The 13562-nt window shown below is 55.0% G+C and carries 12 protein-coding genes; 10 read left to right on the top strand and 2 right to left on the bottom strand.

The genetic code is table 11. The features are described from left to right. Nucleotides 1-45: 45 nt before the first annotated feature. The gene (locus tag DXT88_RS04150; RefSeq protein ID WP_029363554.1) at nucleotides 46-2361 is read right to left on the bottom strand and encodes a penicillin-binding protein 1A; all 2316 of its coding nucleotides are present in this window, start codon (nucleotides 2359-2361) and stop codon (nucleotides 46-48) included. Nucleotides 2362-2891: 530 nt separating this feature from the next. Between DXT88_RS04150 and pilM the strand changes: the two genes are divergently transcribed. From pilM to DXT88_RS04100, 10 genes are all read left to right on the top strand, one after another. After that, nucleotides 2892-3863, top strand: coding sequence for a pilus assembly protein PilM (gene pilM, locus DXT88_RS04145; RefSeq protein ID WP_265212154.1), 972 nt, complete (start codon nucleotides 2892-2894; stop codon nucleotides 3861-3863). Next, complete coding sequence (locus DXT88_RS04140) at nucleotides 3860-4447, top strand: PilN domain-containing protein (RefSeq protein WP_265211742.1); 588 nt, start codon at nucleotides 3860-3862, stop codon at nucleotides 4445-4447. The genes pilM and DXT88_RS04140 overlap by 4 nt, the downstream gene beginning before the upstream one ends. Continuing rightward, nucleotides 4444-5049 carry a type IV pilus inner membrane component PilO gene (locus tag DXT88_RS04135; RefSeq protein ID WP_016834756.1) on the top strand — a complete coding sequence of 202 codons (606 nt, stop codon included), beginning with the start codon at nucleotides 4444-4446 and terminating at the stop codon, nucleotides 5047-5049. The genes DXT88_RS04140 and DXT88_RS04135 overlap by 4 nt, the downstream gene beginning before the upstream one ends. Next, nucleotides 5046-5579, top strand: coding sequence for a pilus assembly protein PilP (locus DXT88_RS04130; protein WP_265211741.1), 534 nt, complete (start codon nucleotides 5046-5048; stop codon nucleotides 5577-5579). The genes DXT88_RS04135 and DXT88_RS04130 overlap by 4 nt, the downstream gene beginning before the upstream one ends. After that, the gene (gene pilQ / locus DXT88_RS04125; RefSeq protein WP_265211740.1) at nucleotides 5576-7336 is read left to right on the top strand and encodes a type IV pilus secretin family protein; all 1761 of its coding nucleotides are present in this window, start codon (nucleotides 5576-5578) and stop codon (nucleotides 7334-7336) included. Before DXT88_RS04130 ends, pilQ begins: the two co-directional genes overlap by 4 nt. A gap of 67 nt (nucleotides 7337-7403) precedes the next feature. Next, complete coding sequence (locus DXT88_RS04120) at nucleotides 7404-8657, top strand: tyrosine-type recombinase/integrase (RefSeq protein WP_265211739.1); 1254 nt, start codon at nucleotides 7404-7406, stop codon at nucleotides 8655-8657. After that, a complete protein-coding gene (locus DXT88_RS04115) occupies nucleotides 8650-10308 on the top strand; it encodes a hypothetical protein (protein WP_265211738.1) in 1659 nt (552 codons plus the stop codon). The genes DXT88_RS04120 and DXT88_RS04115 overlap by 8 nt, the downstream gene beginning before the upstream one ends. Nucleotides 10309-10312: 4 nt before the next feature. Next, nucleotides 10313-12187, top strand: coding sequence for a hypothetical protein (locus DXT88_RS04110; RefSeq protein WP_265211737.1), 1875 nt, complete (start codon nucleotides 10313-10315; stop codon nucleotides 12185-12187). Then, a complete protein-coding gene (locus DXT88_RS04105; RefSeq protein ID WP_265211736.1) occupies nucleotides 12138-12506 on the top strand; it encodes a TetR family transcriptional regulator in 369 nt (122 codons plus the stop codon). Before DXT88_RS04110 ends, DXT88_RS04105 begins: the two co-directional genes overlap by 50 nt. A gap of 298 nt (nucleotides 12507-12804) precedes the next feature. After that, nucleotides 12805-12993, top strand: coding sequence for a DUF1289 domain-containing protein (locus DXT88_RS04100; RefSeq protein WP_265211735.1), 189 nt, complete (start codon nucleotides 12805-12807; stop codon nucleotides 12991-12993). Nucleotides 12994-13090: 97 nt separating this feature from the next. Here the strand turns inward: DXT88_RS04100 and DXT88_RS04095 are convergent. Further along, nucleotides 13091-13562, bottom strand: a 472-nt coding sequence (locus DXT88_RS04095; protein ID WP_265211734.1) for a hypothetical protein, incomplete at its 5' end; no start/stop codon positions are given.

Raw genomic sequence — 13562 nt, 5'->3', positions numbered from 1 at the left:
CCCTGCCGTTTTTTTTGCACTGTCGAATTGCCGATATGGCGGCCGTCAGAACAATTCGTTCTTCATCTGGTTCTTGGCTTTTTCTTCTTCCGGCGACGCTGCAGCACCATGCTCGCCCAGGCCCAGATCGCGCACGCTGGCGCTCGGCGGATATTCCGAATAATAGTATTCGCCGCCTGATTCGATCAGACCGCCCGGCACCGTACGGTCAACCATCGGCACATCCTTGAGCGCCTTCTGCATGTAGCTGATCCAGATCGGCAACGCCAGGCCGCCGCCGGTTTCGCGGTCGCCCAGGCTCTTCGGCTGGTCGTAGCCCATCCACGCGATGCCGACCAGGTTCGGTTGATAACCGGCGAACCAGGCGTCCATCGAATCGTTGGTGGTGCCGGTCTTGCCGGCCAGGTCGGTGCGCTTGAGCGAGAGCGCCTTGACGGCGGTGCCATGACGCACGACGTCGCGCAGCATGCTGTCCATCACGAAGGCGTTGCGCGGGTCGATGACACGGTTGGCTTCATCGCCGGAACGGGCGGGATGCGCTTCGGACAAGGTGTTGCCGTTGTTGTCGGTGATCTTCGAGATCAGGTAAGGATTGATCTTGTAGCCGCCATTGGCGAACACCGAATAGGCGCCCACCATCTGCAGCGGCGTCACCGCGCCGGCGCCCAGCGCCAGCGTCAGGTAAGGCGGGTTCTTGTCGGCGTCGAAACCGAAGCGCGTGATGTACTCCTGCGCATACTTGACGCCGACGCGTTCGAGGATGCGGATCGACACCAGGTTGATCGACTTCTGCAGCGCGCGGCGCATCGAGATCGGACCTTCGAACTTGCCGCCGTAGTTCTTCGGCTGCCACACCTGGCCGCCGGTCTGGGTGAACGTCAGCGGCGCATCGTTGATGATGGTGGCCGGCGACAAACCTTTTTCCAGCGAAGACGAATAGATGAACGGCTTGAACGACGAGCCCGGCTGACGCCACGCCTGGATCACGTGATTGAACTTGTTGCGGTTGAAGTCGAAGCCGCCCACCAGCGAACGGATCGAACCGTCGTTGGGATCAAGCGAGATGAATGCCGATTCGACTTCGGGCATTTGCGTGACGATCCAGTTCTTGCCGTCCTGGAACACGCGGATGATGGCGCCGCGCTTGATCTTTTTCTGCGGTGGCGCTTTTTCGCTGAGCAGGTTGCCGGCAAAGCCGAGACCGGCGCCGGAAATCTTGATCTCGTCGCCGGTCGCCAGCACGGCGGTGATTTCCTTGGTGGTGGCTTCCAGCACGACGGCGGCGATCAGGTCGTCGCTGTCGGGATGGTCGGCCAGTTCGGATTCGATGGCGTCGTCGGCTTCTTCCTTCGACGCGGTCGGGATCTCCATGTAGCCTTCCGGACCGCGGTAGCCATGCCGGCGTTCGTAGTCGATGATGCCGCGGCGCAGCGCCAGGTAGGCGGCGTCCTGGTCGGCCTTGGTGATGGTGGTGAAAACATTCAGGCCGCGTGTGTAAGTGTCGTCCTTGAACTGCGCGTAGACCAGCTGGCGCGCCATTTCCGAGACGTATTCCGCATGCACGCCGAAGGCGGTGCTGTCGGTCTTGACCTTCAGTTCCTCATCCTTGGCCTGGGTGTATTGCGCGTCGGTGATGTAGCCCAGCTGGCGCATGCGCAGCAAGATGTATTGCTGGCGCGCATGGGCGCGTTTCGGATTGACCACCGGATTGTAGGCCGACGGCGCCTTCGGCAAACCGGCCAGCATGGCGGATTCGGCAATGGTCAGCTCCTTGAGCTGCTTGCCGAAGTAGATCTGCGCCGCCGAAGAAAAACCGTAGGCGCGCTGCCCCAGATAAATCTGGTTCATGTAAACCTCAAGGATCTGGTCCTTGGTCAGGTTGCGTTCGATTTTCCAGGCCAGCGGAATTTCGTAGAGGAATTTGCGCGAAGCCTTTTGCAGGAAAGTCGGCTCGTTGCTGGTCAGGAAGAAATTGCGCGCCACCTGCTGCGTGATGGTGCTGGCGCCGCCGCCGCCGCCCGACAGATTGGCGACCGATGCCCGCACGATGCCTTGATAGTCGACACCGCCGTGCTCATAGAAGCGATCATCTTCAATCGCCAGCACCGCCTTCTTCATGATGTCGGGGATGTCCTTGATGTGCACCAGGTTGCGGCGCTCTTCGCCGAACTCGCCGATCAGCACGCCATCTGCGGAGAACACGCGCAGCGGAATCTTGGGACGATAGTCGGTCAGCGTGTCGAGGTCAGGCAGCTTGGGATACGCCAGCGTGACGACAAACCCCAGCACCAGCACCGCCATCAGCACCAGCGCCACCAGCACACCGATGCCGCCCAGCAGCACGCGCAGGACAGGGTGCAGGCGCTTTCTGACTTTCTTGACGGGAGCGGAGGCGGCAGTAGCTGCAGGTGCGGAAGCACTCGCAGGATTCGGTGTTGCGTCAGCGGGTTGCGAAGCTGGCGCTTTGCCGTTGTTTTCTGGGGTGGTCATGCGTGTGAGACTGGTGAGAAAGACAATCCCCGCATTATAACGACTTGCGGGAAGGTGAAATCCGGCAATTCTCCGGAAACGGACTGAACCCCGGCGTCGGGGCGTGCGCACGAAATTCCCGCCGCCGCGGAATCGTTGCTCTGAAACCGTTTGCGCGGGGAAGTTTCGCACGGGCCGTTTTAAGCCTGATGTGATGCCGCCCCGAAAATTGCTTTACAGACAACAAACGTTGTTGCTAGGATGCCGCATGTTGTCTTAACAACAATCATTCTCAGTTGCCCGGTCGGGGTAGTTCGCAACTGCGCCATGCGAATACCTGTTTCCGAAATGCAATCTTGTCCAAGCTCGCCCGATTCTTTTCCCCCGCCTTTTTCCGCGTCCTGTCCCGCGATGTTTCTCCAATGGCCGGCCTGGATATCGGCCGGTCCGAGGTCAGGATGGTCGAATTCTCCGGAAGCCGCATACAGACCGCGCAACTCGCATGCTGCGCGCGTGAAGCGCTGCCCGACGGCGCCATCGGCGATGAAGGCATCGGCAATCTGCGTCAGGTCATGGAAGCCGTGTCGCGTCTGTGGGGAAAAAGCGGATCGCAGGCCAGGCAAGTCGCCATCGCGATCCCCTCCTCGCGCGCGCTCACGCAAATAGTCGCCATCCCCGCGCACAGCAGCCAGGCACAGCGTGCGGCCTTGGCCGAGCGACATGCCGAAAGCCTGCTGCCTTATCCTCCGGCGCAGGCCTTGCTGGATTTCCGCATCATCGGACCGACGCACAATGCGCCCGACCAGCTCGATATGCTGATCGCCGCAGTACGCCGGGATGACGTCGAAGACCGCATCGCCGTGGCGGAGTCGCTGGGTTTGCAGACCGTGGTTGCCGACATCGAAAGCCATGCGGCAGCGGCGGCACTGAACAGAACGCTGCCCGCGGCGCCGGCTTCTTCCGTCTTCGCTATGGCGAACCTCGAGACGCACGGAGCGCTCCTGTCGCTGTGTTGCGCCGGCCGCGTCGTCGGAGAACGGCAACTGGACATCGGCCACCGGCAATTGCAGCACGACTTGCAGCAATACGACGGCGACCAGTCCGATGTTCTCGCCGGTTATCTGGCGCAGGCAGCTGCTCACCTTGCCGGGGCCTTGCAGACGCTGCAGCAGCAGACATCGTGCGTGCCGACGCATATCGTATTGACCGGCGCCGGAGCGACCATTTCCGGCATGGAGGAAGCCGTGCACAAGCGCACGACCATCAGCACCGCCGTAGCGACACCTTTCGCCGGCATGGTGCCGCCGCCCGCCATTGACCGCGCGCAAATTGCGATGGACGGCCCCGCTTGCGCAACGGCATGCGGCCTGGCCTTGCGGCGCTTCGACCGATGAGCGGCCTCAACTTTCTGGCGCAGCGCCATCAGGCAGCAGGCGCGCATCGACGCTTCCACCTGCTGCTGGCTGCGACGGCGACCGGTGGGCTCGCAGTCGTTCTGGCCCTGGCATGGCACATCGCCGGTCAAGCCGCACAACAGCAGCAATTGCTCAATCTGTTGCGCACCGAACACGCGCGGCTTGATGCCGCGATCAGCCTCGGCAGGCAGCAAGACGAAAAAATCGACGAACTTGAACGCAAGCGGCGCCATCTTGAAACGCTGCAACAGCAACGCAACGATGCGCCGCAATTGCTGGGCGAACTTGCACAGCGCATGCCGCCGCAAGTCTTCCTCACCACGCTGGTCCAGCAAGGACGCAACTTTACGCTCAACGGATCGGCTCCGTCGCATCGGCATGTCATGCAATTGCTGGACGCATTGCGCGACGCCGAGGGCGCGCAATTCTTCCAGCAGATTGAATTGCAGGAGGCGCGCAGTGCCGCGAGCGCAGTCCCGACAAATGCCGCACCGTCAGCGATCGCTCCGGGTCGGCTCCATGATTTCGTGATCGTCGGCCATCTCGCCGGGGCGACGCAATGAACGCCACGGCGCTGATCGTGCAGTGGCGCGAGCTCAACGGCAGCCATCCATCAAGCTGGCCGCGCGCGTGGCGCAACGCCTTGTTGCTGATGCTGTTCGTGGCGATCGTGCTGACGGGTTGGCAACTTTATCTGATGCCGGAAATCGCTGCGTTGGAACGCAGCGAACATGATTACGCCGCAGTGAAATCCACCTATCCGGAAAAGCATCGCCGGGCCATGGCGTTCGCGCACTCCGCACGGCGTATTCAGGATCTGGAACAACGCGTGAAGACGCTCGAACAGCAACTGAAGACTTTCATCGACGTTGATCTGGTGCTGGACGGCATCGGCGACGCCGCGCTGCAAAACCGGCTGCAATTCGAGTTCGCAAGACCGGGGCATACCGAGACGAAACACGGTTACGTCGAGGCGCCGATCGCCATCCGCCTGAGCGGCGATTATCACGACGTCGTCCGCTTTACCGCCGACATCGCCGCGATGACGCATCTCGTGATCCTGGGCGACATGCGCGTGAGCAGCGCCGACCGTCCCGGCCAGGTAAGGCTGGAAGCGATCGCCCTGGCCTATCGCATGGCTCCCCGCAAAGAAGAAAAATCATGAACCGAAAATCGGCATGCACGTCGTCATCCGCACTCCTTCTTGCACTGCTGCTGGCAAGTTGCGCCGAGCGCGAGACACCGGATCAGTTACGCGCGCAACTTGAAACGATCCGTCGCGACACGCCTGCACCAGCGCCGCCCATCCTGCCGGAAAATGATGTCGTCCCCTACACGTACGCCGTCGCAGCGGATGAAAATGCCATGACGCCATTTGGCCGGCCTGCCATTGCCCCCATCGACGCGACTGCTGACGAACGCCCCCGGCAGCGCGGCACGAAGCAGCCGCTCGAAGACGTCCCGCTGGAATCGATACGCATGGTCGGTACGCTGTCGCGCGATGGCCGTACTGACGCCTTGCTGCAGGTTGACAAGATTGTGCATCCCTCGCGCACCGGCGATTACCTGGGACAGAATTTCGGCGTCATCCGCCGTGTCGCGGAGGGGCGCGTCGAACTGGAGGAACTTATCCGCAGCAACGGCGACTGGGAAAAGCGCATGACCACACTGGAACTGCAAGGACGCGGAAAATGACGCATTCGATCCGTCGGCTGGCGCTGCTGACGATGTTCTGTTTGCTGGCAGGCAGCGGCGCACATATACATGTACATGCGCAGGCGCAGCGCAATGCCATCGTCGCGATTGACGTCGCGCAACGCGATGCGCGCATCGAGGTCCGCATCAAGCTGCGTACGCCGCCCGCAACCTCGCCCGCGCATTTTTCAACTGCCTCGCCGGCTCGCATCGTCATCGACCTTGCCGACACCGACAACAGCGCCGATGTGCAGACTCCAGGCGCCGGCAACAACTCCGGCGCCTTGCGCGGCGTCACGATCGCCTCGTCCGCGGGCCGCAGCCGCGTCGTGCTCAACCTCAGGCACATGCCGCCCTACTCCGTACGTACCGAAGGCGACACCGTCATTGCCACCATTACCACCATTGCCGCCAGCGCCGGCAATGAGGCCCCTCCGACCGGCGCCAGGCCCTTGATCGGCAGCATCGACTTCCGTCGCGGCGCACAAGGCGAAGGCCGCATCATCATCGATCTGCCCGGACCGGAAACAGCACTCGACATCCGCCAGCAAGGCCGACAGATCGTCGCCGACATTCTCAATGCCGGCGTTCCGGCGCGCGCGCCGCGACGCCTGGACGTCAGCGATTTCGGAACACCGGTCAAGACCATCGCCAGCAGCGACCGCGGCGCGGATGTGCGGCTGCTGATCGACACCGAGGCGCTGGCGGAGTACCACGCCTACCAGAAGGAGGCGCAACTGGTGATTGAAGTGCGCAACCCGGCCGACGCAGAAAAACGGGCGGCGCAACGCCAGCAACCCTATCGCGGCGACAAGCTGTCGCTGCAATTCCAGAACATCGAAGTGCGCGCCATCCTGCAGGTGCTGGCCGATTTCACCGGCATCAACATCATCGCCAGCGACGGCGTCGGCGGTGCACTGACGCTGCGCCTGAAGGAGGTGCCGTGGGATCAGGCGCTGGATATCGTGCTGCAGGCGCGCGGGCTGGACATGCGTCGCAACGGCAACGTCATGTGGGTGGCGCCGCGCGAAGAACTGCTGACGCGCGAGCGGCTCGAACTGGAACAGCGCGCCCAGATCGCCGAGCTGGAGCCGCTGCGCGCCGAAGTGTTCCAGCTCAACTACCAGAAGGCCGAAGCTTTCCGCAAAATATTCGGCGAAGACGTTGCCGCCGGCATCAGTCCGGCCAGCGAACGCCGTCCCACGCTACTGTCGCGCCGCGGCAGCGCGGTGGTCGATCAACGCACCAACCAGTTGTTCGTAACCGACACGCCATCGGTGCTCGACAACATTCGCAAACTGCTGGAAAAGATCGACGTCGCCTCGCGCCAGGTGCTGATCGAAGCACGCATTGTCGAAGCCGACGACAGCTTCAGCCGCAACCTCGGCGCGCGCCTGGGATTTTCCGCCAAGGCCAACGGCATCGCCGCCGGCAGCAGCTACAACCAGGTCGGCGAGGTAGCCGGCCTGACCCCGGCGGCGGCCAATTCGTACAGCGCCAACCACGCCGTCAATCTGCCGGCGCAAGGGATCGGCGGTGCAGCGGCGGGCAGTTTCGCGCTGAGCCTGTTCAATGCCGCCGCCAATCGTTTCCTCACGCTCGAACTGTCGGCGCTGGAAGCCGACGGCAAAGGCAAGATCGTCTCCAGTCCGCGCGTGGTCACCGCCGACCAGCAACCGGCATTGATCGAACAGGGCGAAGAAATTCCCTACCAGCAAGCCACCAGCAGCGGCGCCACCTCGACCGCATTCAATTAGGATAAGATAAAAATGTCTGGCATTTACCCTCCATCAATATCAATTTTTTTGCAAAAATTGTCCACTTATGGTTACGGTTGTCTACTCAAGCTTATCTTCACCTCCTGCAGGCACCTTCGGCAGGCCAGCACTAACCGTCTTGAATGAGCTAAAGGCCCTCGACATTGCGTTCGACCTGCCTAACGACCGACGCTTTCCAATATTCATTTCCGCATTAGGGGAAATAATTTGGTCAGCCACCATTTGGGTTCATTCAGCAGGCATCAAATCGGCCAGTGGCTCGAAGAAAACCATTCAAACGTATACCGAGCACATGGTTTGTTGGTTGAGATTCCTAGAAAGGCACCCGTCAAATATCTCCGAGTCAACCATAGATTCATTAGAAGGCCGTATTGAGGATGCGACCGAAGAGACGCTACTCGCTCTGCGAAATGGAATGCGTGATGGAATTTCTGAGCGAACAGGCAAACCGCTGGAGACCTCCACAATTAACGATCGCACTTCGGCCATAGAACGCTTTTATATTTGGGCCGATAAGAAAGGATTTTTCTCGTCGAGGCTTAGATATTCCCCGAGCCAGTACTACTCTGGCTATCTGGAAAATCAAGCCAATGAAAGCTACAGATTGAAGTTAAACCAAGACGAACAAATACCGCAATTAGTCCCGACTTCCACTTTTCACAGAATTCTCTCATTGGCCACGAAGTCGGAGCGCTTGGCATACCGCTGGATGCTATGCACGGGAGCGCGGCGTTCTGAAACATGCGCATTTAACATTGGAGACGTCCCAGATGTCAGCGACGCTGACCCCTCAATCACACCAATATTTGACATTCGAATACGGCGTAAAGGTGGAAAATACGCCCCGTTAAAAGTTCCTTTTCATTTGATCGAAGAATTGAATTGGTATATCGCCTTAGAACGATTGCCGGAGCTGAAAAGAAGAAAAATATCAGATCGAGAAATTGACGCGCAACCGGTATTCGTAAACTCACAGGGGAATAGATTTTCTGGCGATCACTTTGGGGCTCGCTTCAGAGCATATGCTCGTCAATGCAATATCGATTGCACCCCCCATGATCTTCGACATACGTATGCTACCTGCGCGTTAAAAATGTTAGATGACATGGCCAGAAAAGGGCGTCAGATAAACCCCTTAAAAATTCTGCAGATCCTCTTAGGACACAGCCAAATATCTTCAGTAGAAATATACCTCAAAGCGTTGGATATAAATTCAGCAGAAGTGGTAAAGGTGCTCGACTATTTATATGGAAGCACGCTCAAAAATGTTGATTTGGCAGCCGGAGTTTCCGATGACTAAATCGAACTCCCCCTTTATCAAAACATTCCGGTTCGAAACTGCAAATGATTACACGGTCGACCTTTCACAAGCATCTTTCTCGGCCACTCTAAAAGAGGCAATATTTTCTGCAATCTGCAGCATCGGAGGCGGCTATAGAAGAAAAACCTTAATGACTTTGATGTATGGAGTGAACGTGCTCGTAAAGATGATGGAAGACGACACTCAACTCCGAACAGCCAAAGTCTTTCCGGGCGACATTCTTAATCGTCTTCGAGAAAAAGCCGAAGAAGGGAATCTACATTGGAGCTCAAGAAACGTAATAGTGCATCGATGCGCAGCGGTTCTGACATGGATACATCGACATCGCAATAAGTCTATTGCGCGGAACGCCATTCTTACCGTCGAGTCATTCACAGATGACGGCACTATCGGCCGAAAAAAAACCCATCATAGCGACGAAGTGCTACGCCGCATCATGCGCGCGTGCGAAGAAGAAATTGATATGTATTGGGAGCGGTTTCAACTTGGAAAGAAACTGCTCAAGGGGAAATTCAGTAATCGCGAAGAAGAGCAGCTGGCAGAGCTGTTATCGACACTGACAACTATCGGAAACGGATTTATTCCTAGGCAAAAGGATATAGCGGCTCATGGCCTTGCTTATCAAGCTGGGAAAGCAGGGGGAATTGACTACTTAAGGACTTTTATCCATCTAACGGCTGATTCCGCCCTTCCGTTTTATCTGCATATAACGGCACAACTAGCTGGCAATGCTCTTGCGGTCTTTGACATCAGCAGAGATTGCATTATCAATCACGAAATTCTCGAAAACAGTGAAATAGTTACCTGGGCCAAGGGAAGAAGTAAGCATCAAAGCAGAGCGTTTGACAAAAGAAAGAAAAATGCCGCTCCAAACTTACTCCGTAAGTTGTTCATGATGACGGAGTCGTTGGTGAAACTTGCACCGCCACAAGATGCGAACAAAGTCTTTCTTCACTATTACGGTGCCACGGGATCTAAGCAATTATCGTGGGCGACAATTCATCAACGACTCGAAACTTTCATAAAAAAACATAAGCTTCCTAATTTTGACCCGAATGACCTTCGTCCGTCGGTAGGAGATTTACATGCACAGGTCGCCGGCATCCATGCGGCCAAGAAAGTTCTCAACCAGAAGAAGGTAACCACTACAGAGAGATATTTGAACAAAGAGCGCGTTGAAGAAGCGCAAGACAAACTAATTTGGAAGTTCCAAGGCATTCTCGTAGATAGTGCACAGAAATTACACAGCTCAAATTCAGAACGCATCGCCACCGACGGTCGTCGTGCGACGACTTTTGGATTTGACTGCAAAGACCCGCTTGCTGGAATCGCTCCTGGCTCTAGAAAAGGAGAAAAATGCAATCAGTTCAAAAATTGCGCGGAGTGCTCAGGATCTATTGTTGTATTAGATGACCCACTCATCATCGCAAAGCTTCTTCAAGCACATTCACATTTAACGAATTGGCGGTCTATTGCAAATGCGAGGGGATGGGGGACGCGTTTTATAAAAATATACCAAGACACGTTCGACATTATTGATAGAGAAATACTTCCGCTGGTACCGATGCACACTCGCCCACTAGCTAAATCAATGGTCGACTCGTTACCGCCGCTTCCAGATCTGGAGTAGCCACGTGAAACAGCAAGATATCCGACATCTCGCAAAGCTTTATCCCAATCTTCGGCGGAGTGCCGATGCATGGGTTCACAGCGAAAAAACGGAGGACGGGCAAACCTCTACTATTTCATTTCATTGGGCGCCGATTCTTGCTAAGTCGCATCTATCCCCATCGGCCCGCTCTCAGCTTATAGAAAAAGCAAAGGAATTTTTTGCTTGGCTAATAATATCGCTTGGATCTCGACGTCGTCGCAACAAAATATCGACAATCGTGCATAAATTTGATGAACTCCGATCCCTCTTAAAATGGATGGCATCAATGAAATATGGTCGCTTTGACGATATTGCCCCGGATCGGATAGAGCAATTTTTCTCTTTTCGAGTTGAAGCGAGCAGATTTTTCTCTAAGCAAAAGCTGCAAAGACGGAGTATCAGCGGTCGCTTCCAGTTATTGAAGTATCTACATCAATTTTATTTACATCGCTCTTTCGGTTTATCGTTCGATCCCGAAGTCGAAGTCGATCTTGACCATCTTCATGCCAAAGCGCCAAGAGACCAGTACACATCTCTTCCAGAAGACGTCGTTCTATCCCATCTGCACGACGCGATAAACTGGATACGCTCTCCTGGGCTGAAGTTTCTCGATGCGATAGATGAATGCGCCGCCTTGAAGAAAGCACGGGGAGGAAATGCATTGAATCACGATAATGACTTCAAGATTTTTAAATCTGCTATCAGCGATGAGCAGAAAATTTACTTGTGTTCACTTCTTAAACGTCCTCCTACGATAAAAATTGGCAAGCTTCTCCTTAGTGGAAAAAGAGAAACGTATGGAGCATGTATCTTCATAATTTTTTATATGACTGGATTGCGCGTCGGCAGCCTGATCAAATTAGATGTTAATTGCATAATGCATCACCCTCATTCTGACGGCACCAGTTATCCGTATTTAGTGGGCAACCTATGGAAGAACACAAAACGACAGCATCGTTGGATTGCAAATGAATTGGTAGTTGAGGCGATAAATCTGCTATCCCGCATTTCCTTGCCGCTACGCGAACTGTCTGGAATGACTGCACTTTTCACATCGATGAAAGGCTCCACAATACTTCCGAGACCTGAAACAAATTTCAACCTAAAAGGTTCTCGTGACATCAATGATTTACTCAAATATTTTTGTCTCTCTGAACATCGAACAAGAAAACTGCCAAAAACTACCAGGATTCACGCTCATCAAGGTCGAAAATCATTTGCCAAGTTCGTGGGAGCGAGAGACAAATCCGCTCTTGGCGCGTTGGCTGGATACTATGGACATGCACAAGAAGGCATTACTGACCAAGGATATATCGGTACAGATATTGACCTTAATACTATTTTGGAAGAGGAAGGATTAAACGATCTAGCTGCCGGCCTAGAAGATCTCATAACCTCTCCACGTATAGGAGGTAAAGCTAGCGAACATATTCGAGAGAGTGCGTTCTATCGGAAAAAATTCAGAGGGCAGACGCATATCCGAGCAGAGGTGGAACGAATGATTAAAAACGGCGTTACGCTCGCCCCGTGCAATTATGGCTATTGCCTTTACCGCAAGACTTTATCTGCCTGTCGAGGTGACGACAGTGGCCCCAACGTTGTCAATCGCGAACCAGGCACATGCGGTGATTGCCAGAATTTTTGCATTACCGAAAAACACGAATCTTGGTGGAAGGATCGGCTTGACGTGAATATAGAATTTTTAAAGCGTACCGACCTGCCGGAAATGACTCGGTCCATTTCAGCAATAAGGGCTTCGCAATCAAAAGATCTTCTTAATTCGCTTGCATCTCATAAAGGCCTTAGTGATGTCAAAACCAAAAATGACGGAAGAAAACGTCAGAAAATCTCTGATTAGTGCGAAAAAAGTGCTTCAAAAAAAAGGAGGAAAAGCGCCTTCCGTCAGTGCAATATGTAAAGAAGCAGCGATCAGCCGGGCCCACGTCTATGCATCGTTTCCTCAACTTATTGATGAATTCAGTGCTACTGCTCGCGCTGCTCGTAAAAAACAAAAAAGCATAACGATAGATGGTCTGAAGAAGAACCTTAAGGATGTGCAAAATGCGAATCAGCTGCTCGCACGTTCCTGCATAGAATTGAGGCTCGCCCTAACCCAGCTTCAGTCGAAATACCAGCGTGATATCAAATCGAAACGAAAAGTTGGCGGCCGTAAATAGCATAATCGCGATAGCGTGAATCTCTCGGGTGGCCTTGCTCCAGCCCGAGGGGTTCACTCCACCCGGTCCAGGACTTGGCCGCGGCAAGATGGCTCAAGACCTCACGCGCGCCGTGACACTCACTGAAATCGGGCGGGAAGTCAGCCGACGACGCGTGGGAAAAATCGCCGGATGCCGAATGATGTACCAACTTCGAGCACTCGCCTGGCATCCAGCGCCACTCTGGACTTACTATTGAAAAACTATTTTCCGCTAGCATGTCTGTAGATATCTCAATCGAAACATCCAGGAATCCAAGGTGAGTAAAGAAGTTAAGAGCCCTTGCGTCTCACTCTGTCATTTGAAACACGATGTCTGCACTGGATGTGGTCGCTCCAAGTCTGAAATCACGGAATGGAAGAGCATGAAGCACAAGGCGCAGAAAATGACCGTGGAGCGCGCGGCTGTACGGTTGAAGGAGATGCGCAAGAAGGAAGGGAAGCGATAGGCTAGTTGCCGGCGTCACTACCTTCCACACAAAACCAGTCAACGCTTCATATCCGCGATAGCGACAGTTCCGAATGCCCGCTTCTGGCCGATTGCAGTCACTCGATATTCAACACTGCGGTATCACTATGTTGATTGTGAATTGCTGCCAAACCTCGTAAAAAATCATCTAGTTGCGCAGGATGGGATCGCAGATGAAGTTTTCCTTCGTTGGCAACTTTCTTCCCGTCACAGTCGAAAAATTGCGACTGCAAATGTGCGGTGATGATCAGCATCCCTCGCGCATTGAATTTCAGCAGAAAATGACAAGCCCCTGCAGCGAATTGCGGATCAAACTCTCCGAACCGTAAGTCATATTGGCTGCCAGGAGCCTCCCCCTTGAATGCCTCCAAGGCTAAAACAAGCTGGCCTAGTTGTTCGTGCCCTGCATAGACTTCAGTCTGAAATCGGGAGCGGCCTTCATTGATTTCGATTCGTAGTTCCAGCAGATCGTCATCCGACCATATCTTGGTGAAACATATTCCTGCATTCATTTCATTCTCGTTCTCAGGATGGCCGCCTCTGGCCGAT

It is taken from the genome of Herbaspirillum lusitanum (assembly GCF_026127345.1).
In the GTDB taxonomy this organism is placed as follows: domain Bacteria; phylum Pseudomonadota; class Gammaproteobacteria; order Burkholderiales; family Burkholderiaceae_D; genus Herbaspirillum; species Herbaspirillum lusitanum.
This window is presented reverse-complemented; position numbering and strand designations above follow the sequence as displayed.